The sequence below is a fragment of the Rhodohalobacter sp. genome, assembly GCF_034521535.1.
Lineage (GTDB): Bacteria > Bacteroidota > Rhodothermia > Balneolales > Balneolaceae > Rhodohalobacter.
Genome location: NZ_JAXHMF010000001.1, coordinates 436,168 through 462,691, shown reverse-complemented (window position 1 = coordinate 462,691; position 26,524 = coordinate 436,168). Strand labels below are relative to the sequence as shown.

Annotated in this window: 23 protein-coding genes and 3 pseudogenes; 2 read left to right on the top strand and 24 right to left on the bottom strand. The window is 40.3% G+C overall.

The genetic code is table 11. The annotated features are described in order from the left end of the window. Positions 1-2: 2 nt before the first annotated feature. From U5K35_RS02065 to U5K35_RS01940, 24 genes and pseudogenes are all read right to left on the bottom strand, one after another. The gene (locus tag U5K35_RS02065; protein WP_322569809.1) at positions 3-1,151 is read right to left on the bottom strand and encodes a glycosyltransferase; all 1,149 of its coding nucleotides are present in this window, start codon (positions 1,149-1,151) and stop codon (positions 3-5) included. A gap of 552 nt (positions 1,152-1,703) precedes the next feature. After that, a complete protein-coding gene (locus tag U5K35_RS02060; RefSeq protein ID WP_322569808.1) occupies positions 1,704-2,531 on the bottom strand; it encodes a hypothetical protein in 828 nt (275 codons plus the stop codon). Then, positions 2,470-2,751 (bottom strand): hypothetical protein, encoded by a 282-nt coding sequence (locus tag U5K35_RS02055; protein ID WP_322569807.1) that lies wholly within the window; start codon positions 2,749-2,751, stop codon positions 2,470-2,472. The genes U5K35_RS02060 and U5K35_RS02055 overlap by 62 nt, the downstream gene beginning before the upstream one ends. Then, positions 2,748-3,575 carry a capsular polysaccharide synthesis protein gene (locus U5K35_RS02050; RefSeq protein WP_322569857.1) on the bottom strand — a complete coding sequence of 276 codons (828 nt, stop codon included), beginning with the start codon at positions 3,573-3,575 and terminating at the stop codon, positions 2,748-2,750. The genes U5K35_RS02055 and U5K35_RS02050 overlap by 4 nt, the downstream gene beginning before the upstream one ends. Positions 3,576-4,234: 659 nt before the next feature. Next, positions 4,235-4,687 carry a sulfotransferase family protein gene (locus U5K35_RS02045; RefSeq protein ID WP_322569806.1) on the bottom strand — a complete coding sequence of 151 codons (453 nt, stop codon included), beginning with the start codon at positions 4,685-4,687 and terminating at the stop codon, positions 4,235-4,237. Positions 4,688-5,215: 528 nt separating this feature from the next. Beyond that, positions 5,216-6,079 (bottom strand): hypothetical protein, encoded by an 864-nt coding sequence (locus tag U5K35_RS02040; RefSeq protein WP_322569856.1) that lies wholly within the window; start codon positions 6,077-6,079, stop codon positions 5,216-5,218. Between the two features lie 16 nt (positions 6,080-6,095). After that, positions 6,096-6,197 (bottom strand): Stealth CR1 domain-containing protein, encoded by a 102-nt coding sequence (locus U5K35_RS19485; RefSeq protein ID WP_416221570.1) that lies wholly within the window; start codon positions 6,195-6,197, stop codon positions 6,096-6,098. Between the two features lie 81 nt (positions 6,198-6,278). Further along, on the bottom strand, positions 6,279-7,133 hold the full coding sequence (locus U5K35_RS02035) for a glycosyltransferase (RefSeq protein ID WP_322569805.1): 855 nt from the start codon (positions 7,131-7,133) through the stop codon (positions 6,279-6,281). 98 nt (positions 7,134-7,231) lie between these two features. After that, on the bottom strand, positions 7,232-8,023 hold the full coding sequence (locus tag U5K35_RS02030; RefSeq protein WP_322569804.1) for a sulfotransferase: 792 nt from the start codon (positions 8,021-8,023) through the stop codon (positions 7,232-7,234). A gap of 239 nt (positions 8,024-8,262) precedes the next feature. Then, complete coding sequence (locus U5K35_RS02025; protein WP_322569803.1) at positions 8,263-9,456, bottom strand: ATP-grasp domain-containing protein; 1,194 nt, start codon at positions 9,454-9,456, stop codon at positions 8,263-8,265. Position 9,457: 1 nt separating this feature from the next. Further along, positions 9,458-10,542: pseudogene (locus U5K35_RS19480) on the bottom strand (DegT/DnrJ/EryC1/StrS family aminotransferase). 18 nt (positions 10,543-10,560) lie between these two features. Further along, positions 10,561-11,067 carry a hypothetical protein gene (locus U5K35_RS02005; protein ID WP_322569799.1) on the bottom strand — a complete coding sequence of 169 codons (507 nt, stop codon included), beginning with the start codon at positions 11,065-11,067 and terminating at the stop codon, positions 10,561-10,563. A 403-nt stretch (positions 11,068-11,470) separates the two neighbouring features. Continuing rightward, entirely contained in the window at positions 11,471-12,340 is an 870-nt protein-coding gene (gene rfbA, locus U5K35_RS02000) for a glucose-1-phosphate thymidylyltransferase RfbA (protein ID WP_322569798.1), read from the bottom strand. Positions 12,341-12,426: 86 nt separating this feature from the next. Further along, positions 12,427-12,780 (bottom strand): four helix bundle protein, encoded by a 354-nt coding sequence (locus U5K35_RS01995; protein ID WP_322569797.1) that lies wholly within the window; start codon positions 12,778-12,780, stop codon positions 12,427-12,429. A 57-nt stretch (positions 12,781-12,837) separates the two neighbouring features. After that, positions 12,838-13,884, bottom strand: coding sequence for a dTDP-glucose 4,6-dehydratase (rfbB, locus tag U5K35_RS01990; RefSeq protein ID WP_322569796.1), 1,047 nt, complete (start codon positions 13,882-13,884; stop codon positions 12,838-12,840). A 608-nt stretch (positions 13,885-14,492) separates the two neighbouring features. Next, positions 14,493-16,052 (bottom strand): ABC transporter ATP-binding protein, encoded by a 1,560-nt coding sequence (locus U5K35_RS01985; RefSeq protein WP_322569795.1) that lies wholly within the window; start codon positions 16,050-16,052, stop codon positions 14,493-14,495. Next, the gene (locus U5K35_RS01980; RefSeq protein WP_322569794.1) at positions 16,000-16,293 is read right to left on the bottom strand and encodes a hypothetical protein; all 294 of its coding nucleotides are present in this window, start codon (positions 16,291-16,293) and stop codon (positions 16,000-16,002) included. Before U5K35_RS01980 ends, U5K35_RS01985 begins: the two co-directional genes overlap by 53 nt. A gap of 171 nt (positions 16,294-16,464) precedes the next feature. After that, positions 16,465-16,836 (bottom strand): hypothetical protein, encoded by a 372-nt coding sequence (locus U5K35_RS01975; RefSeq protein ID WP_322569793.1) that lies wholly within the window; start codon positions 16,834-16,836, stop codon positions 16,465-16,467. Positions 16,837-17,093: 257 nt separating this feature from the next. Beyond that, positions 17,094-18,145: pseudogene (gene gmd, locus U5K35_RS01970) on the bottom strand (GDP-mannose 4,6-dehydratase). Positions 18,146-18,271: 126 nt separating this feature from the next. Beyond that, positions 18,272-18,685: a four helix bundle protein gene (locus U5K35_RS01965; protein ID WP_322569792.1), complete on the bottom strand. Its 414-nt coding sequence runs from the start codon at positions 18,683-18,685 to the stop codon at positions 18,272-18,274. Positions 18,686-18,904: 219 nt separating this feature from the next. Beyond that, positions 18,905-19,856 (bottom strand): annotated as a pseudogene (locus U5K35_RS19475) (GDP-L-fucose synthase family protein). Positions 19,857-19,929: 73 nt separating this feature from the next. Next, a complete protein-coding gene (locus U5K35_RS01950) occupies positions 19,930-20,448 on the bottom strand; it encodes a hypothetical protein (protein ID WP_322569790.1) in 519 nt (172 codons plus the stop codon). A gap of 51 nt (positions 20,449-20,499) precedes the next feature. Then, positions 20,500-20,994, bottom strand: coding sequence for a CpsD/CapB family tyrosine-protein kinase (locus tag U5K35_RS01945; RefSeq protein ID WP_322569789.1), 495 nt, complete (start codon positions 20,992-20,994; stop codon positions 20,500-20,502). Further along, complete coding sequence (locus U5K35_RS01940) at positions 20,945-22,849, bottom strand: exopolysaccharide transport family protein (protein ID WP_322569788.1); 1,905 nt, start codon at positions 22,847-22,849, stop codon at positions 20,945-20,947. The genes U5K35_RS01945 and U5K35_RS01940 overlap by 50 nt, the downstream gene beginning before the upstream one ends. A gap of 1,384 nt (positions 22,850-24,233) precedes the next feature. Between U5K35_RS01940 and U5K35_RS01935 the strand changes: the two genes are divergently transcribed. After that, a complete protein-coding gene (locus U5K35_RS01935; protein WP_322569787.1) occupies positions 24,234-24,512 on the top strand; it encodes an acyl carrier protein in 279 nt (92 codons plus the stop codon). Between the two features lie 2 nt (positions 24,513-24,514). Further along, a complete protein-coding gene (gene asnB / locus U5K35_RS01930; protein ID WP_322569786.1) occupies positions 24,515-26,485 on the top strand; it encodes an asparagine synthase (glutamine-hydrolyzing) in 1,971 nt (656 codons plus the stop codon). The last annotated feature ends 39 nt before the right edge of the window (positions 26,486-26,524 follow it).

Genomic DNA, 26,524 nt, shown 5'->3' with positions numbered 1-26,524 from the left:
CTTTAAAAAATGAAAACCAAATCTTTGCCAACTTCGTCAACAGTAAAACGGCGGGCACTCTCTAATGCGGCCTTCGACATGACCTCCAGTTTCTCCTTGTCTTCTGTCAGCTCAACTACACTATCCGCCATGGCATCCAGGTCGAACGGTTCAACCAGGCAACCGTCTTTTTCCTCGGTTGTAACCCAAGGTGCGGCGGAGTAACTATTGAAAAGCACCGGCACCACACCGTAGCTTTGGGCTTCCAAAAGCACATTAGGAAACCCTTCGTAGGCTGAAGTCATCACCAATATGGAAGCTTTTTTGTAATAGGGGTTAGGATCCGCCTGTCCGATGGATTCAATACGGGGAAGGTGTTCAATCTCCTTCAACAGGGTTTCCCGGTAATCACCGTCACCCACCACCATAAAATTCCATTCCGGCAGTTTTTTATGTATCCGTTCCCAAAGCGGAGCAATCAAATCTGCCCGTTTCTGGCTTACACCAAGCCGTCCCACATAGAGCAAAAGCTTCTCCTTTTCGCCGGGCGAGTGAACTTCCGGGATAGAGTTGGGGATGGCCCTTACTTTTTCCGGTTTGTAACTTCCAACAAAATATTCCAGTTCCTGTCGATTTGGAGGGGCGAGCAGTATAAAATAGTCGTGTTTATCGATGATTCGCTTCAGGTCCCGGCGATGCTTCAGGTAGTGGTACGCCAATATAATCGATAGGCCCGCTTTGTTGTTCGCCAAAGGGAGCAGCGGTGACCCGGCCAGCTTCTCTTTCACTTTGTTCTCAAGGTTATCCTTAAAGCTAAAGAGGGAATTTCTGAGGCAGCCGATCAACTTATACCCTTCTTCCTCTTTCATCTCCGAAAGAATATTCCGCAAGTGATACGTGTAAGGGTGCTGATTAATCACAATATCCGGGCTGACATTTTTAAGAACCTGCCGAATAAACTGTTGATTTTCAGCTGAACCTGCCCCTCCGGTACTCTGAACATGATAAAGAGTGCCATAGTCGACGGTTTCCATATGTCCTTTTTGTGTCAGCGAAAGATAAGAGACATCCAGCCCTTTTTCGTAAAAATGCTTACCCAGCTTAAATGTTGTTCGCTGTACGCCTCCACCATATGGATCAAAGGCTGCCTCTATAACAAATAGTATTTTCATCTGACTATCAATAATAAGAGATTCATAGATTTTGTCTGAACTTTATAACGAATTATAGTTAAACTCACTTATCGAACAAGCGTGTGAGTATATGCTATTCTGCCGTTCAAATAGTCCTACATCTTTTCTTGAAATAAAAACATAGAGCCTTTACCAATGAGAATTCAATTTGAATTTTTTAATTCGAGAGTTTTAGAGTAAGCACTAACTAACGTAAGCTCGAGATAAAATCTGGGCTAAAAGTCCTTAAACATCATTTGTTCATAGAAATTGGTTACTTATTAGCCGTGGAAAAGCAGAGATTATTCAATGCCTTCCGTGTTTCGCTTCGCGTCAAAAGATGTGCCGTGGCTATCTTGTACATAAAAGCTGGTATAAATCTTTTCTATGTAGAAGATATATCGAACTCACGTTAACTAGTAAATGTGGGAGATGATTACGTTCAGAACCAACATTCAATTTTACATAATAGCGTCACCACCTTTTATTTTAATATTGTAAGGAGGGGCTATAGAGAATTGATTCATACAAATTTATTTACCCCCGATTACTTCAACAGTCTGTTTTTTTAATTTTCCCTAAACGCCCTCTCCACTTGAGCCAGAGAACCCGGAGTTTAAATCTAAACGTTAAGGAGTCTCCAATAATCCCTGTAATCTCATCCATCTGCCGATCAGAGAATGCGCTGATTTTTCCTTTTTCCGAATCCTTTTTGTCCACTTTAGAAGGGTACAATAACATTTCGGTCTCCGGTAAATGTGCATTGCAAACTCTCCATGTCTCTTCATATCGGGCCAGGTAATTTGAAAGCACCTCTTTGTGATATTGATCAATGCTTGCATCTTCAGCTTTTTGGTCTTTACTGACAGCCAACAGCCTATCATACAAAATGCTTGCCAATTCGGATTGATGCCGCCTTACCTTTTTAATCAGCATGAGCTCTGACAAACTCAGTGAAGGGTTTACCGTCTTTGTTGGAGGTATTAATTCAATATCTAAACCAAGCCACTCTTTAAAAAGCATTTCTTCAAGTGCTCCCTCTTTTTTGCTGAATTTTCTGCATGTAAGGTCGATCCTCTCTTGTTCGGCATTTTTCAAAAACGCAAGTAAACCGTCCCCATATGAGTAGTGCTTTTCCGGCCAATTTCCAATATCGGGAGCCATGCCGCTTTTGGCCCGGTGCTTGTACAGTGAAAGCGCCTGGTCCACAGGATCTCTTAAAAAGAGTAAATACTTAGTTTCAGGGCAGCCGATACTGTCTAAAATAGCCTCAAACTGATTCAATCTGCTTTCTTTAGCCAGTGCCAGTACCAGCAGTTCATTGGACAGAAAAAGCGAGTGGCAACCGTTCTCTTTTGCTTTTACAAGATGTCTCGACAATAATCTCACTGCAGGTTTCAAAATCATCGGCATTCAGGGCATCAGTGATATCCTGTGCATTACCGGCTGAAATCTCTCCCTTTAGAAGCTGCTGCTCCAATTTTTCCGCTTTGGGAAACCAGATCCCTTCATTCGTTAACCGCTCTCTATTAATTCCAGCGATGCTCTGCAGATGAGAGCTTCCTGTTTTTTCCGTCCCGATATGCAGGTATATCTTCATGCCTGTGAATCTATTAAATAGTACAATACGCTGTCCTTCGGGATGGTTGGGCTATCCAGTTTCCAGGTCAGTTTATAGAGCGGGGAGCGCTGCTCATCTACCCATTGCCGGGCTTCATCTGTCAGGGGTTTCAAAAGGCCAAACCGCTGCATTTTATGGGGGATATCGGCAGGGTATTTGTTCATAGTTTGATAGATAGCGGCACACTCCTTGTCGGTTCGAATCAGATCATACACCTTAAAATGGTACACCATGTAGGGAAATAGCCTCAAGAGCCTCGTCATAAGCGGTGAAAACCAGATCCGTGGCCAGCTCAGATTTCGATTAATGATTCGGTTCAGCCACTGCTCCGTTTTACTCTTCTCTTTTCTTCCAAGATTAACAAAGTGATAGCTGTTCCAATAAGCACAAAGCGCGCTATATATTTTTTCCAATAGCGGATCATCAGGATTCGCAGCAATGAACCAGTTAGAGATGATGCGATCCCGGCCGGGACGGTGGAACATAAACACTCCGGCGTCCATATAATCAGGCAGCCATTCATCCAATGGCTGCACGCAAAAGCAGGTTGGATCGGCCCAGACGCCCCCATGCTTAACCAGCAACTTGGTACGAATCAGGTCGGAGGTGTGGGCCAAACCCAGTTTTTTTTGTACGTCACCGCTGAGGTCCAGCCTGTCTAAATGATCCCATACACTATCCTGATCCAGCAGATGAATCTCCCACTCCGGATGGTGCTTTTTCCAGGAAGCAATGCAGTGCTGAATAATCTCCGGAGCCTGATCAAAACCCTGGTGCCAGTATGTCCAGATCGTTTTTGTTATTTTTTGTTTGATAGCAGTAATAGTAAAAATGATTAACGGTTTAGAAAGCTAAATTACGTGAGTTCGAAATAAGGATTTCGATACAGATTCTGAGGATGTCCCAAAAGGTATATTTGAAATATGGATGCTTTAATTATTTAAGTTTACTTCGTGAACCTTTGTGACTTTGAGACTTCGTGGTAATAAATTGCGGTTTTTACCACGAAGACGTGAGGACACGAAGCAACACGAAGGACATGTTTCATAAAAAATAAAAATAAACTAAATAATTTAGGTCGAGCTTCGATCATATACACTTTTTAGACAGCCTCCTCGGGATGGCTCTCGTCATTGCCAAGGATTTAAAGTTAGAAAATTGAAAACATACTTTGTTTCAACCTCCCCTAAATCCCCTCCTTGGAAAAGGAGGGGACTTTTGATATTCAAATTCAGATTTTTATCTCAAACTCACGTTAAATAATAAATATCCAGAACTCAGTTCAAATATATTATACAGGCTTGGTATAATTATTTTTTACCGGCAGCCTCTTTTTCCCTCCACTCCTTATTTATGGGATGATTATTGAAGCGATTCAATCCGTAGTGCAAACCCTGCTTTTCGAGAACAGAGACCCTTAATTTCCTTAGGGATGCTGGCACTAATTTGCGTAAAACGTTCTTCATTTTATCCTTTCGGCTATAACGGTGTTTCCCTTTATTTTCGTAGGGGAAGCTTTATCCGGAATCGGCTCTTCCAAAAATGGGCAGAGCTTTTCCCATTTGTCCCCGCCAATCAAATCCATCACCAGCAGATCCTGCTCACGCCCCTCAAAATAGGCCTGCACATCCCGATAGTGTTCCCGGAAACGTTTCAAATATAGTTCTTCATTTCCCTTTAGCACCCCATCTCCATAGAGCCATTCATGCAAGCCCACATGCGTTTCCCCAAAGTGTTTTTTAGCGCTGTTCAGCCAGCTCTCTTCATCGCGAACGGTTAAAATAAACTTACTTCCCGGATATGCAGCATCCAGTTCTTTAAAGAGTGCCGCCCAGGGCACATCCTGAACTGCGTCGAAATTACCGGCCATATTGATAGGCGTCTCGATGTCGCGTTTAAACAAAGGTTCAACCATATCGAGACGGGCACCCAGTACGTCATACTCTAAGATCTAATAGAGCCAGGCCGAGAGTACGTTGTGCCCGTTTTGTGCCAGCCGATACAAAAGACCCTCGGTTTATGATTTTTTTTTCGCGCCATCTACTTCAACAGTTTATTTTAAGTTCGTCCTATAAAACCAAGTTTTTTGAATCTCTCATCCCAAAGCATTTGTCAAAAGAATGGATTAACCACCATATACAAGAAAAAAATAAACCGTTTACGACTTGTTTCAAATGTTTCTTTCATTCTTTAGAATGATATAATATCCTTTCAGATTGGCAAAACATACGTTGTGTGTACCTGGTCTCCGTCTAATGAAAGCTAGCAACTTGGTGACTTTGTAGAGCCAAGTGTTTAGAAGAATTACCCAATATGCACTTACAATTGATATGCCTACAGGTTAAAAAAACCATCTTTATGAATTCCTTCATCTGCTGAAACATTATTTCAAAAAAGTGTGAGAAATTCTAGTGATAAAAGATAGTATCAAGTGAAGATCCACTTATTGTCTCATAATTGTACTCTCAAGGTAGCTTTCAAATTCTGCAAATATATCCGGTGCACTTTTTTGCATGCTTTCCAGATTTTGTATACACAAAAACTTTTTCCGATGGCCATCTTTTTTAAGAAATCCTAAAGTATGAAGTTCATTAAATGACACTTTAGTAGGTATATAGGCTAAATCATTATCGTTCCTTACAGCTGCCTTTTTTTCTTTTAAAGCTAAATGCATGAACAATGAATCCGTTATAAAGTTTTTGTTACTCCTAAATTTATGAACTAAATGATTGCGTAAAATCGAAGGATTATCATCAAAAAAACTTTTTAAAGTACTTATCTTCATTGCATATGGCACATGCAATCTGTGGAAATATTTTTTCTTAAATCCGGCTAAATTGGCAGATTTAATAAAGTGAGGCTTACTGGAAGAGATTGTAATGTTTTTGCGAAAGAGTAGAAACTTTTTTAACGCTCTTTTTAACTTGTTTCTTAAGAGTGTATCTTGTTGTTTCCTTTGCCCACGCATAACAACTTTTTCACCATTATAGAAATCTTTCCTCTCCACCGGGCTAATAAGAAACATGTCATCATTGAAATAGATAAATTTTTCAGCCAATCCTATAATTTTCCACATTACAGGTGAAATTGCCCTACTGTTAAATGTGGGTAAACAATCCAGATGATTTCTAAATATCGTTTTATGATCTATAACGTGTACATTCATTTTTTTTGAAAGTGAAAGATCTAACCATACAGGAGTTTGTTCATCAGTTACCAGACAAATATTTCTTATCCAGTGTGCAAACTTTCTTATACTTTTTATACAATACTTAACCTCTCCTCTTTCTACAAAACGCCCTTCAATTCTAGCAATTTTGGCTTCATTTTTTTACTATATCATCATATTTACTTCTCTTGTTACGATGTACAGGTTCATTACCGTCAACCCATAAAATCACAGTATCTGCACTATCTTTTTCCATTAATAATCAATGAATCTACAATTCTAAATATTTTTCTTTAAAAAGATTTCATTCCCATCTGATACCCAAACACAGAATTGCCTAGTCACTATTAATTAAACTCCTAATAAGGAGTTTATATAATCTTAGATACCTTACCTTAATTGGGTAGAAAATAATTTTTAAAAACCCTTCGTCTCCATTTTTCCATTTCCACAATAACTGTCTGTAAATAAAGGTATTTTTCTTGATAAGTAGTTTCTCACTAATTTTCGATTCTTTAAAAGCTTCGTAAATTGCGCTCCAAGTCTTGACTTGTCTATCTAATTTGACTTCCATTGACACCATACTCATAACCCCTCCCTCATGAACTCTTCTCACACTTGGTTTAATATTCTCTAAATACTTAAGTGAACCTTTTAAGGAAAAGTAGGTTAATAAAAACCTATCACCGTTCGGACAATTAACCGGGTCTGGCATATCTTCTAAATCATTAATAAACATAAATGTACACGGTAAAGGTTTTTCTCTATAATCTTTAATTTCTTTATTTACATCTACGTTTTTAAAAGTATGATAGGTTAAAACAACCTCAGGGTTTTTCTCCATAAAGCCCACCTGTTTTTGGATCTTTTGCGGATCAGTCCAGTAATCATCTCCTTCACATAAAGCTATATATTTTCCCCTGGCTTTTGGAAATATATATTCGCTCATTGGACGTATTCCCTGAGAGTATTTATTCTCTTTTTGCAGTATGGCAGTAATCAGATCAGGGTACTTTTCAGAATATTCCCGGATAATATCGGCAGTTTTGTCTGTAGAGGCATCATCATGAATGATAATTTCTACCGGGAACGTTGTCTCTTGCATCAAAAAACCTTCTAAACAATCCCGTACAAAATTTTCATGATTGTAAGCCAAGCTGCAAATACTTACAATTGGTGCGGTATTCTTCATATTATGCTCAGTAATTTTTTTAAGACTACTCCTCAACAGAATCCCTCCTTTAATATTGAATGATTTTTAATACACTTACGATTTTTTACAAGTTTCATTTAAAATTTATCCTTTATGGATTGAAATCTTTTATCATTTAAAATTGCCTCAATAATCTCATTTGGTAATTCTTCTTTCCATTTATTTATATTCTTATTTTTCCGATAAACGCCATAAGGATCATCTGAAAATATTGACGTGCTGTCCTTTATGAATTTACAAACTTGTTCAGACATTGGCAGGTCACAAAACTTAAACAGTTTTTTTATTTCACTTTGAGTACTGCCACATAGGTTTTCATAAGAAATTACAAAAAATCTTCTTGGAAAATTTTTTTGCAGTTTTAAAAACAACCGAGCAACCTCCACCCATTTTTCATACCCGTAATAATGATGCTTATTTATATTTTTTTTTGGGGCATAACGCCATTCTTCCATAGCATCCCAATTTTCATCAAACTCATTCGGCGCCTTTATCCATGATTTAATCACACCACAGGGATGACGGACAATTCCAACCACTTTTATTTCAGATGTTGCCAATAAGTTCTCTACTGTTTCAAGATATCTGACTTCCTTCCATACAAGGTGCGTAATTTCTTCTTTGTGAAATTCAGGATTTTTATTTCCTGAAAGATTCTTTACATGACAAACATATGGATCATCAGTGCTTAACAAGTCTTTATGAAATTTTTCAATCTCTTCTTTGTCGCTTTTCTCGCTTAATGAGGGCAAGAAAGAATAAGAAAAAAGAGGCTGATGCCTGTAAGCAACATGTTCGGAACTGTTAAAAATTTGACCTAACCAGGTAGTACCGGAGCGGGGAACCCCAAAAATTGCAATCTTCTTCATGAATTAAACTAATTTGTGATTAAATAAAAGTATTTCATTTTTAAATGAAACATGAGCAAATCACTCATTGACAGATCCGACACAAATTCATTACCGGTTCTAATTTAAAAGCAACGGCTACCTCTAATAAACTTAGCATTGTACTTTTTTAAAGAATCGCCTATCATACAAAATTATTACGCTTGAAGTGTTTAAATTATGTTTTAAAAACATACACCATACGGTTATTGAAATCTAGCCTATTCAACTTCAATTTTAATATGTTGTTCAATATCGCACATTACATCTTCCATCTCTTCTTTTGTCGGAAACACCATAAGTAATATTCCGATAGCGGCATTTGCCCCTTGAAAAGAAGTAACTTCCTCACCTACTTCTGTGTATTGATGCTTCTCTTTTATGTATGAATAAATTTTCGGATCTATAGCTATTTTTTTTAGTGTGCCATTTTTTCCTGAGTGCAAAACATAATATGATGAAAACTTTCTGAATAATTTTCCGATCTCGATTTTTTCACCGATCGCTGCTCTTAGTGCTGCCTCCACCATGTTAAAACCTGTTGCATACTCAATTACTTGTGGTGTGAAATTACCGCCACTTCTTGGCCCAATTTCCATTATAAAAATTTCATCTTCATTCGTAACCCTGACTTCAATATTTATTGCTCCAGTTTTAAATCCGGATCTTTTTATCAAAAAATTTAAATCTCGATTTATTCTGTCTAAAATATCTTCACTTATGTTAGCAGGCCATGTTGTAGAATAAGGTACAAAAGGATTAATGGTAGCATCATAGTGGTGATCCCCAAGGCAGGAAAATATCAGTTCGTCGTCTACAACAAATCCATCCCCATGCAGTTGCGCTCCTTTTGCAGCTATATACTCCTCAATAATTATTCTATTTTTCCTAGAAAAAGACAATGCATATGAGGCAGCTTCTTTAAATTCAGTAATAGCTCGAATGAGCTTTACGCCTTTGCTTCCCGATGAGTCAACAGGTTTTACTACTAAAGGGTACTCCATTTCCAATTCACTGATATTATCTATTTCATCCCCGGTTATACTTTTTACTTTTGGGCAGTTGAGCCCAATATCCCGAAGTAATTCTCTGAACAGATGTTTTTCAGAGAGGGTTTTCACACTTTGATATGAATTTCCCGGCAACCCCAATTCTTCACTTACATAGGCGGCCGTTAGAGCTGCAGGATCTGAAGCATACGCCAACACGTAGTCAATCTGTTTTTCTTTTGCTATTTCTAAAATATGCTCCTTGTCAGTCGTACTGGCATTAATATATTCATCAGAAAAATTCTGACCGGGATTATCCGGCAGATAATCACAAAGTATCGTATGAAGCCCCATCTTTTTCGCCATTTTGATAGCGGGCAATTGAGCAAAACTTCCGCCTAAAAGTAGTATCTTCTTTTTTTTCAAATTACTCTGCGATTGAGGTATTTATAATTTGAACGATAATTTCCTGGTCTGCATCAACTAAATCAAAATACAAGGGTAAACACAAAATCCTTTTCGAAATATCTTTTGATACCGGCACCTCCTCTGTTTTTACATAGTCTAAGACATCAAGACTGGGATAAAAATAACGGCGAGGAAAAATATCCTGCTCCTCCAATGCGCCTTTTACTTTTAATGTAGATGATTCACTTTCAAAAATCATAGGATAATATGCACAATTCCATATGTGCTACCCTCTTGGATAGTAATCGTTTTAAGAGAATAATTTGTTAGCAACTGTGAATATTTTTTACACTGCAATTTACGGTTTTCTTAAAATGTTGGTCGCTGTACTTTAAATTCGTGAGTCCCATGGCTGCATGGAATTCAGAGTTTTTGCCATTAATCCCCACCCCGTCAAACTGTTCAAAACCGGCATGACCAAAATTCCGCATCCGGCTCATGCGATAGTTTACTTCATCGTCGCTTGTAAAAACTGCTCCGCCTTCCACCGTATGAAACAGCTTGGTAGCATGAAAGCTGGTGGTACTTACGTCACCGTAATTAAAAACGGATTTACCTTTGTATTGGGTACCAAAGCAGTGGGCAGCATCGTAAATAACCTTTAAATCGTGCTTATCGGCAATGGCCTGAATCGCCTCAATATCACAGGGATTACCAAATACATGGGTAGCTAATATGCCCGTAGTATTTTCAGTTATAGCTGCTTCAATCAGTTCCGGGTTAATATTTAATGTTTCAAGGATCAATATCCACAAATACCGGTCTGCAACCCTCCCAGACAATACTGGAGGTGGTGGCTACATATGAAAAGGGTGTGGTGATAATCTCCCCCTTCAAACCCAGCGCCTTAATGGCAATTTGAAGTGCAATGGTGCCATTGGATAGATAGAGCAGGTGTTCAACACCCAGGTAATCTTTCAGCTTCTGTTCCAGCTCCTGCACCAGTGGTCCGTTGTTGGTCAGGTACTCCCTTTCCCATATCCCTCTAAGGTATTTCTGGTATTCCTCGCGGGGAGGTAAAAATGGTTTGGTAACGGGTATCATTCTAGCACCTATTTTTTCCTAGGATAAGATTAGTAATAATTGGTTCACAGTTACTTCCTGTCGCTCTAGCCCTTCTTCCATATTTACAGTAAATACAGGTGTATTTATAGCTTTAAAATTATCCGCCAATTTTCCCACTATTTCATATTCATCGATACAAACAGAGTACATTTCATTCACAGAAAGACTTTTATCAACGAATGTCCCTTTTCCTTCATTAACTCTTTTCAATCTCCTTTGAGCACATTCATCAGGTGATATTTTACAAAATATAATAGCCTCAGGTTTAGAGTTTTTTTTATATGTTGTAGAATTTTCATCATAAACTTTTTCAAACAATTCATACTTTGATAGTGCGCGGGAATTATTATGAATAATCCCATCTTCATAAACAACATGGCCTTGATACCCAAAATGTTCCAAAAATGCTACATCAGGAAGTAACCTTTTTTCCAAATACCACGCTATCATTTTTGCTTTCAGGTATGATTTCTGTTGGAAAATTGCATCCTCGTCTGTATGCATATTTTCAATAAGTACATCTAAATAAGAATCGTATCTAGGCAGGGTTTCATAAAAAACATCCTCCTTATATTTTTTAATGAAACCACTGTCAAGAAATTGTTCTCTCTGTTTTTTTTTATTCGCTAAAGAATATAAGCAGGCTTTTGAGCAGTGCTTTTTTTCCTTTTGGAGAAGTAATTTTTCCTACTCTCTTCATTGCCTTCTAACTTCTTCCGGTGTAAACCATAGACCCTCCTCTTTCTTGTCCCGTAGATACTTAATCTTCCGAAATAAAGTACTCTTTCCAGCTCCGGATTGTCCTATAAACTCAATTCTTTTCATCTATCAAAAAGCTTTGAAAACATTTTTTTATCCATGATTGAAAATGAAAGTCTACCTTACTTTGAGATCTGTTTTTTAAGCTCTAGTGTTTCTTTAGTAAAATTTTTAAATAATCACCGTAGCTGGATTTTTTCAATTCATCCGCCTTTTTTAGCAATTGTTCTTCATCAATCCACTTTTGTCGCCAGGCAATCTCTTCAAGGCATGCAATCTTATACCCCTGCCGGCGTTCAATAATTTCCACATATTGAGTAGCTTCACTCATCGCCTCGTGTGTTCCGGTGTCCAGCCAGGCATAACCACGGCCTAATACCTGCACGTGCAGAGCATCCAGTTCCAGGTATTTTTGGTTTACAGACGTAATTTCCAGTTCGCCTCTGTCTGAAGGCTTAACATTTTTTGCAATTTCTACAACGCGATTGTCATAAAAATAGAGCCCGGTCACGGCCAGATTACTTTTGGGTTTCTGCGGCTTTTCCTCAATGGAGAGTGCTTTCCCAGAGCTGTCCATTTCTACAACCCCAAAACGTTCGGGGTCCGTAACCCGATATCCAAATACGGTTGCTCCTTTCAAAGACTGAACGGTGTCGGCAAGTTTATGCCCAAAGCCTTGCCCGTAAAAAATATTATCCCCCAGAATCAGGCACACATCATCCTTCCCAATAAACTCTTCTCCTATGATAAATGCCTGTGCCAAGCCATCCGGGCTGGGCTGTACGGCGTATGAGAGTTCAATGCCCCATTCAGAACCGTCTCCAAGCAGTCGCTTAAAACTCTCACTGTCTTCAGGTGTCGTAATGATCAAAATTTCACGTATTCCGGCCAGCATCAATACCGATAGCGGGTAATAGATCATCGGTTTGTCGTACACCGGCATTAGCTGTTTGCTGATGGCTTTGGTTACGGGATATAAACGGGTTCCGGAGCCGCCTGCGAGTATTATTCCTTTCATATTGTTGAGTGTTCAGGTAAAGGTTGAGGTTGAGGGGGTTAAGGCTCAGGTTGAGGGTTTTCTTAACCTTAACCTCAGCCTCAACCTTAACTCAGAGCCTTCATTATTTTATTTAGTTGATGTATCAATTCGTTGTATTCCAGAAAGAGTCGTTCCGTCTGTTCATCTGAAAAATATCCGACTCCGTTTCCATATTCTAAATGGCTTTGTGTTTCATATGCTGATCCACGTGCAACGGTATAAAAATAACTTTTGTCTTTCTTTGTTCTTCGGCCAAATGCTTCTGCAATATTTGCCGAAATGCTGTTGGATGATCTTCTTATTTGAGAAGTCAATGCATAATCTTCCGCCCTTGGCAGTGGCGTTGTCAGATGAAAACTATCAATTGACAGTTGATGTGCCTTTTTCCAAACATCCATATCCCTAAATGACTTTATCATGTTCTATAACTTTAAAATTATGATTGGTTTAGCGGATTCTCAACCTCAGCCTCAACCTTAGCCAGTGCCTAATCTCTCAAGACTGTAGTTGTTTTCAGTGACTGCCTCACACCAGTCAATATTATCCAAATACCACTGAATGGTTTTCTTAATTCCGCTGTCGAATGTTTCTTCAGGGGTCCATCCCAGTTCTTTTTCTATCTTGGAAGCATCAATGGCGTAGCGGAAATCATGTCCCGGACGGTCGGTTACAAAACTTATTTGATCTCGATAATTTTCATCTTTAGGGACTACGTTATTCAGCGTATCACAAATAGTGTGCACTACTTCGATGTTCTGTTTTTCGTTGTGCCCGCCAATGTTATAGGTCTCACCGGGTACTCCGGTTTGAACAACTTTTAAAAGGGCTCTGGCATGATCATCCACATAGAGCCAGTCCCGAATATTTTCACCCGTTCCGTAAACCGGTATCTCCTTTCCCTGTAATGCCTTTAAAATCACAACAGGAATCAGTTTTTCAGGGAACTGATAAGGCCCGTAGTTATTTGAACAATTCGTGATCAATGTTGGCAATCCATAGGTATGATGCCAGGCACGCACCAAATGATCGGACGAAGCTTTGCTTGAGGAGTAGGGAGAACGCGGATCATATGGAGTATCTTCGGTGAAAAAGCCGGTATCTCCCAGTTCTCCATACACTTCATCCGTTGAAACATGCAGAAACCGAAAATGATCTTTCCGGTCACCTTCTAACTTCTGCCAGTAATGTCTGGCTTCCTCAAGTAGCGTATGGGTGCCATTGATATTGGTTTTTATGAATTCCGCTGATCCATCTATCGAACGGTCAACATGAGATTCTGCCGCCAGGTGCATTATAGCATCCGGCTGATACTCATTAAAAATCCGATGAATCGCTTCAGTATCACATATATCCACTTTTTCAAATTGATAGCGATCGGAATGACTCACACTTTCCAAAGATTCCAAATGTCCCGCATAAGTGAGTTTGTCAATATTCAAAACATTGTGCTCTGTTTCATTGACGATCATTCGCACTAAAGCCGAACCGATGAACCCCGCGCCACCTGTAATTACTAATTTCATACTAACCCTCTATTTCTGTGTCTATATATATTCTACCTTCTTAAACTTCGCCCTGTGGAATTAGTCAATTTCACTTGAACCTGCTTGATGTTCTTAAATTTCCATTCTGAATGATTTACCTTTTCATTAATACCTTTTAAACTCGCCCTGGACATCCTCAAATTCGAATCGAGTTTTCAACACATGTACCGTCAGTAATTCGAAGTCTTCAATTCTTCTACTTTTAGAGCATCTTTACTGATCTCACGTAACCTTGTAATGATTTCATCGTCTTCATTCATAGTAAAACTCGCTCCTCCGGTAACTAATAATTTCATTCTAAACCTGTTTCTATTTTTTAATTAATACCTTTAAAACTCGCCCTGTGGAATACGATTTATTGAAGTTGATGTCTAAGTTTCATTCCAGATTTTCAGACATAAATCGTGATCTCAAATTAATCGAATCAACACATGTACGCATAGTACAAGCTTCAATTCTTGACTAAAGATGATTTAAACCTTGACATCATTCCACGGGTGAAACCCGCACCCCGTAATTTTAATCACTGTTCATTATAATACCTTATGCCTGTGTACATTTGAGCAACATTTTATTTAGAGCGCGAATTATTCATTCACCAGTGCCATCTCTCTAAACTCACTGTTGGTGCTCACAAGATTATCATATGATCCCTGGTCCACTATTTTTCCATCTTTCATGAGGTACAGTGTGTCGCAATTTTGAACGGTAGTCAGGCGGTGAGCAATCATAATCACAGTCTTATCACCTTTAAGGGATTCAATAGCACTTGTGATCTCTTTCTCAGTAATATTATCAAGTGCGGAGGTGGCTTCATCCATCACTAAAACCTGAGGGTTGTGGTAAAGCGCGCGGGCTATTCCTATCCGCTGACGCTGGCCACCGGAGATTCTTGTTCCGTTTTCACCCACTATCGTCTCAAGTCCATTTGGAAGTCGGCTAACCATCTCACTAAGCTGAGCAGATTGAATGGCCTGAGTCACTTTATCATCATCGATTTCGTCTTCCGGAATGCCAAATGCGACGTTGTTTCGAAGTGACTCATCTGCAAGATAAATTGTTTGAGGTATGTACCCGATATTTCGCTGCCATGCGGAAATTCCCTCCTGGATATCCTGGCCGTCCACTCGGATTGTGCCGGATGTTGGAGTTAAAAGCCCCAAAATCAGATCAACGATGGTTGTTTTTCCTGCGCCTGATTCCCCCACAAATGCGATGGCTTTTCCTTTAGGAGCAATAAAACTTACGTTATCGAGTGCTTTTTCATCTGCTCCCGGATAACTATAGCTGACACTCTCCGCTATAATAGCCTCTTTTAGCTGAATAGAGTTTTGTTTTTTTCGATCTGCTAAAAAGTTGTTTCTGTACTCTTCAAGCTCTTTTAAATCATCATAAATGGGATCTATAGCCACAAGATTGTATCGCAGTGATGTGTAGAGTGTACTTAGCTGTTGAATAGCGGGCATAAGCCGAACGGTAGCCATGGCAAATAGAGTAAGAATCGGAATAATCGTACTCATGGGGCGCCCCTGCCACACCATGATGGCGGAGATCAGCATCATCGCCAATACGGCTGTGGTCTCAACAACCGGTTTTGGGATTTGTTGAATATATTGAATGTAGGTTTTGAGCAGGGTACTTTCGCGTGCTTCGATACGAAACTTTTCAATAAAAAGGTTCTCCCTGTTCAAGACCCGTGCATCCTTAATCCCACCGAACCCTTGCTGTAAAGCCTGAATCATATTTCTCCTGTGCCTCTGCTCCTGTTCTCCATAACGTTTCACCTTTTTCTGAGTGAAGAAAATAAAGCTGCCTGCTCCAATTCCCGAAAAAGCAATAACAACAAGGGAGATCAGCGGTTCCATGGCAAATAGAAATATAAGAATGGAAAGAGCCATCAGCCCTTCCTTGCTAATTTTTAAAAGGTTAGTGAAAACATTGTTTACAATAATGTTTACTTCAACAATGGTGTTTCGGAGCAGTTCAGAAGAATTTCTACCAAGATGAAAGGTATAGGGTGCCTGCATGTAGGAACTCATTAACCGGTGGCTTAAGAGGTATCTCCTGTTATATACATACTTCGCTTCCGTGTAATTATACGCCAGTATATACGCGCTTTTTAGAATAAAAATCCCCGACCAAAGCAACCGAGCCCAGAATGAGCAGATCTCTGGCGGTAGTAATATTAAGCATTTCCCACAGCCCCATCAGAGGTTCATACTGCAAAACACGGTCAGGTGCCTGAACAATAGAGACAAAAGCAGGTATCATACCGATACCAATAACTTCAATCCCGGCCGCAATAAGCATCAAAACAAAGAGTATCGCCACCTTAAAAGGATCTCCTTTTGGCAGAATATAGACAAGTTTTTTTATCAATGATTTCAAAGCAAATTATTCTCTAAATTCAAATATTACACATGATTAAGTTATAATTAGCAAACGTGAAAGTTCAATTTGAATTTCTTAATTCAGCCCGGTTTAATCCTGCAATCCAAGACAGAAATTAAAGAAATAACAGATATCTATTAACTGAATTCATCTACCAACAAACATTGACTAGAATTCACCTTTTAAAATTTGAGTGAAATTGTAAAGACAAACCCCTGACGCTACCCCAAGCGTATTCCACTTCATATCCTCCCACAGAGGCTCTCCTCTGCCCAGCATCTCATCATAAACCAACTCCTTTGTCGCTCCCAACAGCAAAGTAAGAAGCGCCGCTTTCCATTTGGATTCCAGAATCATATAGCTGCCCAGATATCCGATTGTGCTCACCATATAATGGCTCTTTTTATAATTGTCGATATCACTGTAAATCACCAGAATGGTAGGTGAAAGCGTTGCCAGCTGCGCTGCTTCTTTAAGCTGTGCCTCCGCAGAAGTGTTCAGTATGAACAATAGCACAATGGTGAGGGTGGTCAGTTTCATATAGTTGGATTTATTGGTGGACCGTGGACCGTGGACCGTGGACCGTGGACCGTGGACCGTGGACCGTGGACCGTGGACCGTGGACCGTGGACCGTGGACCGTTGAACCGTTGAACCGAAAGTTGTTGATTTTAAATCATGTGTCAAGTTAATATTATGAAATTTCACGATTCGACAATTCGACAGTTCAACAATTACAGGCGCCAAAGGAGCACTCAACGCTTACAGGAACTTCGCTCCGCTTCGAAGCTCAGGCTGTCAGGTTGATTGCTTCAGCTTCTTCATATCCGACTCCACCATATCTTTTACCAGGTCGTCAATTTTATATTCAAACTCCCATCCCAGTTTTTCTTTGGCTTTTGATGGATCACCCAGCAACAGTTCTACTTCGGTTGGCCGGAAATACTGGGGATCTACTTCAATAATTTCTTTTCCGGTCGCTTTATTGATTCCCTTTTCATTGACCCCTTCACCTTTCCACTCCAGATCAATACCCGCATGCCTGAACGCCATGTTGCAGAATTCCCGAACCGAAGTCGTTTCGCCTGTCGCCAGCACATAATCCTCCGGTTCATCCTGCTGCATCATCAGCCACATCCCTTTTACAAAATCCTTGGTATGACCCCAGTCACGTTTTGCATTCATATTGCCCAGGAAAAGTTTCTCCTGCACTCCCTCCGCAATTCGGACTGCTGCACGGGTAATTTTCCGTGTCACAAACGTCTCACCTCGCCGGGGAGATTCGTGGTTAAACAGAATTCCGTTCGCCGCAAAAATACCGTAAGCCTCCCTGTAGTTCACCGTAATCCAGTAGGCATAGAGTTTGGCAACGGCATAGGGTGAGCGGGGATAGAACGGAGTCGTCTCTTTTGAGGAGTTTCCTGAACTTTCCCATAAAGCTCGGAGGTTGATGCCTGGTAAAATTTTGTTTTTTTCTCCATTCCCAGAATCCGGATCGCCTCCAGCATACGCAACGCCCCAAGGCCATCCACATCAGCCGTATATTCGGGAGAGTCGAAGGAGACCTGAACGTGACTCATCGCTGCCAGATTATAGATCTCATCCGGCTGAGTCTCTTCAATAATACGAATCAGATTGGTGGAATCGGTCATATCGCCGTAGTGCATATAAAACGGCAGCCCGTTGAAATGGGGATCGGTGTAGAGGTGATCTACCCGGGATGTATTAAATGAACTGGAACGCCGCTTGATCCCGTGAACCTCATATCCTTTATCTAATAGAAGTTCCGCCAGATAGGAGCCGTCCTGCCCGGTGATTCCTGTGATGAGAGCGGTTTTGTTTTTTTTCATAGTCATGAGCTGTAGAATACGTTTAAATTTTTTGGGTAGATTTTGTCTAACTGATGAACTGTTGAATCGTTGAATTTATCGTCCCGATCCCGAAAATATTCGAGAGAAAAATAACTTTAAAGCCGTTTATTCCTCTTTTCTAGGGATGAAATCTTTTAAGTTACTTTTTCTTCCTATTTGATATTTATATAGTGAATTCAACTTGTTTATGATTTCATCCAAACTCTTCCGAGAGTCGATATAAGTTTCTTTTGAAATAAAGTTCATATCTAATGCAGTAATGACATGATCTATTGTTTCCAGTGCACTGGTGTATGCCATATTTGTAAAATGGGCTTTATCTTTATCACTTGCTCTGCCCGAACCCTCAGCCAGATTTGAGGTTATGCTTCCTGCAGATCTTCTTATCTGCGATGTTAATCCGAATAATTCTTCTTTTGGAAAATTTCCGGTTACCTGATAAACCGTCTTTTTGAATTTCCTTGCCGCTTGCCAAACTTCCAACTTCTCAAAACTGTATGTATAAAATTCGTTATCCATATCCCCTCCGTGCATTTAATTTTAGTATGAACCTAATGGTATAATCGTATTGAACTGTTGAATTGTTGAATCGAATGTGTTTGAATTTAATTTGTTTATCAAATCGCTTATTCAGAACAATCACTGTTTTCATCCGGTTTCATTGACCAACCCCTCAGTTTTCCCAGTTCTACGCATTAAATACAACCCCGCTCTCGACAGTTCGACAATTCCACAGTTCTACAATTTCACTTCCTTAATAGTCTCAATATTCTCCAGAAACCACTCATACGTTGATCGAATTCCATCCTCAAGTTCAATGCTGTATGTCCACCCGGCTTCTTTCATTCTTGAGACATCCATCAGTTTTCTCGGGGTTCCATCCGGTTTGGAGGTATCCCATTCGATCTCTCCCTCATGACCCACAATTTTTTGAATGGTTAAGGCCAGCTCTTTTATCGTAATATCTTTTCCTGTCCCCACATTATAGAGATCATGCTTCATATCGTTTGTGAGCGCAAAAAGCACGGCGCTAGCCACATCATCTACGTGCAGAAATTCCCGCATCGGCGAACCGGTTCCCCATAGCGGAACGGGTGTATGGCCGGCAATTTTCGCATCATGAAATTTCCGGATCATCGCCGGAAGCACATGAGAGGTTTTTAAATCAAAATTGTCATTTGGCCCGTAAAGATTGGTTGGCATCAGTGAAACGTAGTCGCGGTCAAACTGCTCACGCAACGCTTCCACCATCTTCACCCCTGCAATCTTGGCGATGGCGTACCATTGATTGGTGGGTTCCAGCGGGCCGGTCAGCAGCGAATCTTCGCTGTAGCGGTTGTTCGGCCAGTTTCGGATAGATACATGAGCTCCCAAGAAAAATCAGCTTTTCGACATCGTTTTCGTGAGCTGCTGAAATCAGGTTATTCTGAATTTCCAGGTTTTCGTACAGAAACTGCCAGGGATAGTCGCGGTTGGCAAGTATTCCACCCACACGGGCAGCTGCATCGATCACTACATCCGGTTTTTCAACATCAAAAAAGTCTTTAACAGCTTTTTGATTTCTGAGATCCAGCTCCCTGCTGGATCTTGTAATTAGGTGGGTATAACCTTCTGACTCAAGCCTTCTTTTAATCGCAGAACCAACCATTCCGTTATGCCCAGCGATGTAAATTTTTTTATTAATCTCCATTTTACTTTTTGAATTCTTACACAAGTGACTTGAAAACTAATTTTGCATCATCTAACTAAATCGTCAAGAAAGTCTATTCCCTAAATCGATCCCATAAAATCAACGTAGTCGTTATCACGCTTAGCACCGGAGCTATAACCCCTACGTAATCAGTCAAAGAGGGTTTATTTCGAACTCTTACAGTTACGATATCATTATTCTGAAGCTCAAACTCCCACATTTCCACAGGTTCAGGATCGTGGTATAAATATCTGAAGTAGGCTACCTCCACCACCCTCCTGTTTTCATTAAATCTGGACACCTTAATTTCAACCTGTGTCTTTGTCCAATCGACATTACTTTGACTGCCTCCACCACGTACCTGACCGTACCCAAAGCTGAATGAAATTAAATCCGGAAGGTTGGTATCCTCCGGTATCAAATAACGACCGGAGCTTCCAACATCTCCCCACACATTTACTGAGTCAACCAATTGCCCCATTTCAGCCACTCTTATATATCGATCGCTTAATGTTTCCGGAAGCTGCGCCTGAGCCGGAATCGCCATTAATGATATGATAGCTACTGCAGCATAGGTTATAATGTGTTGCATATTTTTTGTTTTTGAATAGAAATTCGCTCTGTCTCTCATTTCGAAATACCTTTAAACATACGACTCATAACTTTCATACATAGATTTATAATAACCGGAACCGTAATATCCTGAAGTTTCTTTTTTATGATCAAATCCATTTACGACAATTCCGCTGATCTTTGCATTGATCCGCTCCAAATCTTCGACCGTTTTCTGAAACACTCCACGGTTTGTCTTTCTGTATTTCGTGACCAGAATGGTAGATTTTACTCTTTTCAGAAGAGCGGTTGAATCACTCACAATTCCAAAGGGTGGGGTATCCAAAATAATCACATCAAACACCTCTTCCATCTGAGACAGAAATTCATTGAATTTTTTACTGTTCACAATTGTATCAGGAGCCTCATAGCGAGTACCTGAGGTAATTAATTTCAGCATGTTTTTGTCCGTCTCCTTCAACAGACCCACTAACTTGATTTTGCCGTTCAAGTAATCGGTTATGCCATTCTCATTTTCATATCCAAAATAGGTGTGCAGCTTTAGGCCGCCTGAAATCGGTATCAATTAAGAGTGTTTTATACCCGTCATCAGCAAATGATACGGCCAGGTTTGAAACAATGGTAGACTTTCCATCTCCTTTTTCGGCACTGGTCACGGCAATCGTTTTTGGCGGAGTATCACCATTCTGATAGATGAGATTATATTTCACCCTTCGGATGGCTTCCGATGCAAGGTTGGATCTGTCCTGCAGAAGCACCAGCTCTTTAGGCACATCCCCTTCGCCTGTAGTAAAAGATTTTCTATCTTTCTTTGAAACCTTATCAAAAACCGGTACGGCCGCTAAAAGGGGAAGATAGGATGTTCTCAACATATCAAGGTTATTTACACTGTTGTCCATGAACTCACGAACAAAAATGATTCCCGCTGAGAGAACCCCACCAAGCATAATACCCACCAACAAAATTATTTTCTTGTTTGGACTGATAGGTATTCGGGGAGTCAATGCTGTATCTACAATGCGGCCAAAACCGAACTGAGACTGTCTTAATACAGACATCTCCGCATAGTTCTGTGAAACCGTCAAATAAAGCTCTTCATTCATCGCAACATCTCTCTGGAGGCGAGCCAACTGCATCATTCCTTCCGGCAGAGAGTTTAAATCCTGTTCAATCTCCTGTTTCCGCTGCTCCAATGCCTCGCTTCTGGATTGAAGCTGATTTTGTTGAATTCTCAGTTCTGTTAATCTAGTTTGAATGGTCGCGATCATTTGAGCTCTCTCCTCACTGTCCATTCCGGTATACTCTTCATCTTCGGTAAAAAGCTGAGCCGAAAGATCTCTGATCTCATTCTTTACCCTTTCAATCTCTTCATCCAAAAACTTTAATCTTGGCGGAGTCTGCTCCCGATCTCTCACATTAGGATTTCGGGTCAAAATTAAGGTTCGTTCTCCCTCATACCTTGCAAGCTGTTCCTGAGAATTTCGAATTCGGGGACCGATAGCCTCTGAAAACTGCTCCGTCAATCCCGGCTTCAGGCTCTCCATCCTCTGTTCATGATTTTGAATGGCTTGATTCACGGACTCCAGCTCCAATTTGACTTGCTGAAGCTCCATCTCAATCGATGTTTGACGCGTTACAATTCCGGAAGCCTGTTCGTCCATCTGAACAATCCCGGTGTTATCCATAAACTCTTGCAACCTTTTTTCAGACTGTTGAAGCTTCTGTTCAATATCTCTTTTCTCTCTCTCCAGAAATTCAGCTGTTAATTCAGCAGCTCTTCGATTTTCCTGTGTTGAGCTTTCAACATAGATCTCCATTGCCATGTTTGAAACATGAGATGTCTCTTCAGGAGAAGGGCTTTCAAAGCTAATATCTATGATTTCCGAATCTCTTTCTAATCTGTTTACACTCAAATTCCTTCGAATTCGACCGGTGACTTGTGCTTCAGAAGCCCTGCTTATATTCCCTTCTTCATCCACGTTCCAAAGTACAGGAAAAGCACGATGGTCACCCGGTTCCTCTTCAATGAGTGACCCCGCAATTTTTTGTGCAAAATCCCGGGATTTCAGTACCTGAATCTCATTCGCTATCGTAGAGCTGGTACCCACTCCGGTGGTTTGGGATATAATTCTCGACAGCTCATCATCGCCCGAAGATCCGGCACTAATAATCATGGTTCCGCTACTTTTATAGATAGGAGTCAGTGTATCAGAGTAAAACCACGCTCCTGTTCCACCTAAAATCACAAACAGCAGAATCAGCCATTTATATTTTAAAATCAGGGAGACCAGGTATTTTGGGTCTAACCCTCCCTGACCGCCTTGGTCTTGGTTTGCCATTGGATTTACCGGGACAAACTCGAACTTACTTCTTTGATTTGGTCCTCTCCCTTCATTATCACTGTGTATTATATCTGACATACTCATTTACCTCATATAAGTCTTTTTCTACCATCAATTTTTCCAAGACTTCAAGTGATGATACGCGAAAACAATGATACCCGATTGAAGCGAAAAATAACAGCATAGCAGGCAGAATTAGCAATTCTTAATGCTGATTACTTAGGTATAAAAACCTTAGCGAAGCAATTTTGTTTGTTCAGTAACTGCTTTCTGTTATGATTAAACGTTCTTCCTCACTTCAACTCATACATTTATAGTAAATTACAAAATAAAGTCAGGCTTTCTTGCTGATTGTTTTTGTAATCTAAATCTATACACTGTTGTTTTATCGTTAGCTTGATGTAACATATTAAACTCACCCCTATCTTTACAAATGGTTCACTACCCGACTGCTTTATTTGATTCAAGAATCTGCAAAAGTTTTCTTAATTACAATAACCAATACGCCGACAGTCTCAACCACACCCCTGTCATGCTGAGCGACTAATTTTGCCCAAACCGTGGCAACACTATTTCGGTATTGACAAAATAAATCTCCCCTGCCAGTGTTTTTCTGGCCCCGAGTGCATTTATCGGGGAGGGGAGTACTCTTGAAGCTTTAGCGAAGGAGAGAGGGGTGTTTGATGCGTAGTTTGAAGCTTTTCCTAATCTGTCACCAGTAGCGCCTAATTTTGCCCAAAAGCAGGGCATCACTATTACAAGAGTGACAAAAACCACTTTCAAAAAATAATTTTGATGATTACGTACTTATTTATGAAGCTCCCCTTCCTTGTGCCGTGCGTTTGCGGCATAGGAGCCTGTCCGGCTACCACGAAAGGCACGATGGGTCCGAACCAATCTGTCATGCGTGAGTGATATGCCAACCGGCGGAGAGCCGAGAGATCTCCAAAATATCAATTACAGTGCAAAAAATCCATGCTTTCAATTCAATCCAATGACCTAAACCCTGCAAACACTGTATTATTGAAATGCAATCGCCTCTATCCGTTAAGCGCATTACAATTCACGCCCACTGTTCTGCGAATCATGTATGTTGCCTCATATACCCCAGATTTCGCTTCGCCTGTCCCGATGTATTTGGTCGGGAGGGCTATTGATATTTTGCCCCTACAGGGCAGATTACATTCAAAAATTGAATTTCAATCGCGCAAGCGAAACTGCGTGGTCTGCACCAAAGCGGGTTTGACATTGCTATACAGACACACTTTGAAGCATTTCTAACGATTCCAGGATTATAGGGTTATAATCAGATGGTGAGAAAGAACCTGCATCGAGAAAAAGTTTTTCGATGTACGATAACAGAAATAATAGTATATAAGAGATTCCTAATTCACGCTGCTTCCACAATTTTTTTATAATAGACAATTAATGTCTTGGCTTATGAACAAAACAACTGTGAAAAATGAAAGCAAATAATATTGAGATGGATGTAGACACAATTCAAATGAAACAAGAAATTAAAGACCACATACTTGAAGTGACAGGTCTAGAAGAGAGTAAGATTCAGAATGATACATTGATTTTTGAAGAAGGTTATTTCGATTCCATGGGATTTGTTTTACTCATCACTCTACTCGAGGAAAATTTTGGAATCTCAACTACAGATTCCGACCTGGTTGAAGAAAACTTCGAATCGATTAATGCTATCACTGACTTCGTAATCCGTAAATCCGATTCATAATAATGTGCGGAATTGCTGGTATCATTGATTATCAAAGCAAGTCTAACAAAGAGTATACAGTAGAAAATATGCTCTCTGTAATAAGCTATCGCGGACCTGACGAAAGTGGTATTTATCAATCCCCTTTTGCCACATTAGGTAATGTAAGATTACGAATTATTGATATTGCAGGTGGACAACAACCTCTCTCCGACCCATCCGGCAGATATTGGATAGTCTTCAACGGGGAAATTTTCAATTACCTGGAATTACGAGCAGAACTTGAAGCCAGAGGCAACAAATTTGCTACCCATTCCGATACTGAAGTACTGGTCCAGCTTTATGCAACATTCGGCAAAAATTGTCTTTCAAAATTGAACGGGCAATTTGCCTTTGCTATCTGGGATAAGCAAAAAGAAGAGGCCTTTTTTGCCCGCGACAGGGTGGGTATACGGCCGTTATTCTATAATCTCTCTCCGAATGGGGAGTTAACCTTTGCTTCTGAGATCAAATCTATTTTTGAGAACAAAAAGCTGAAGCCGGAATTTAGTCCTGAAAACCTTTCCCAGGTATATACTTTCTGGACAACTATTACTCCGGATACTGTATTTAAGAATGTATACGAACTTCCTCCGGGTCATTTCATGACCTATAGCAGAGAAGGGTTACATATTGAAAAATTCTGGGAGCTGGATTTCAGTAAAATTAATCACTCCATCAGCCTGGAAGAGGCACAGGAGCAGTTTAATGAACTTCTAACCGATGCCGTAAGAATTAGGCTGAGAGCCGATGTGGAAGTTGCTGCCTACCTTAGTGGGGGAATAGATTCGAGTGCAACCGTATCGTATATAAAAAAATTGGAATCGCGTGTACTGAATACCTTCTCCATCGGGTTCCAGGAGAAAGATTTTGACGAGAGTGCTTACCAGCAGGAAGCTGTTAAATACCTTGATACTAATCACAGGTATATAAGCTGCAGTTCACAGGAAATTGGAGAGAGTTTCCCTAAGGCTGTTTGGCACTCTGAAACTCCAATGATCAGGACTGCCCCTACACCCATGCTTTTGCTTTCTGAGCAAGTAAGGAACAGTGATATAAAAGTAGTGATTACGGGCGAAGGGGCAGATGAGATGCTGGCCGGTTATAATATTTTTAAAGAAGCGAAAATCCGCAGATTCTGGGCAAAGCAACCCGATTCCAAAATCCGGCCGCTTTTGTTGAAAAAACTTTATCCTTACCTGCCACAGATGCAGAATGCTAACCCGGCTATTTTAAAAATGTTCTTCGGGTTCAAACTGCAGGACACAGAAAATCCATTTTATTCACACCTGCTTCGCTGGAACAATTCAAATCATATAAAGAAGCATTTTTCAGACGAAATTAAATCGGCATTGAATGATTTTTCTCCCTTTGAAAAGCTGGAAGCAAGAATTCCTGCCGGATTTGATAGCTGGGGAGGTCTGGAGAAATCCCAGTGGCTGGAATCCACCGTATTTATGTCGGGTTACCTATTATCCTCTCAGGGAGATCGCATGGCTATGGCCAACTCCGTAGAGGGAAGGTATCCATTTCTCGATTACAGAGTGATTGAATTCTGCACATCTCTACCGGATTCTTTTAAGCTGAAAGGTTTAAATGAGAAATACCTTCTAAAGAAATTATTAAAAAATAAAATCCCCGATAGCATACTTAACCGTTCCAAGCAGGCATACCGGGCACCGATAAAGAGCGTTCTGGCTTCGAAAGATAAGCCTGACTATGTTAGGGAAATGCTTTCGGAGAGAACCATAAAAAAGGTTGGAATCTTTAATCCTAAATCCATATCTGATCTGATTGCGAAGATAGAAAGGAGCGGTGCCGGCTCGGAGGTGGATAATATGGCGTTAACTGCGATTGTTTCTACACATTTATTGTATTCGCAGTTCATGGAGGGTAGATACAAAGGAAAAGAACCGGATAAATTGAATAACTTAAAAATTATCAAGGATACATAAACTTTGTTTTACGCAAACTAATGCCATTTTTTTTAAAAA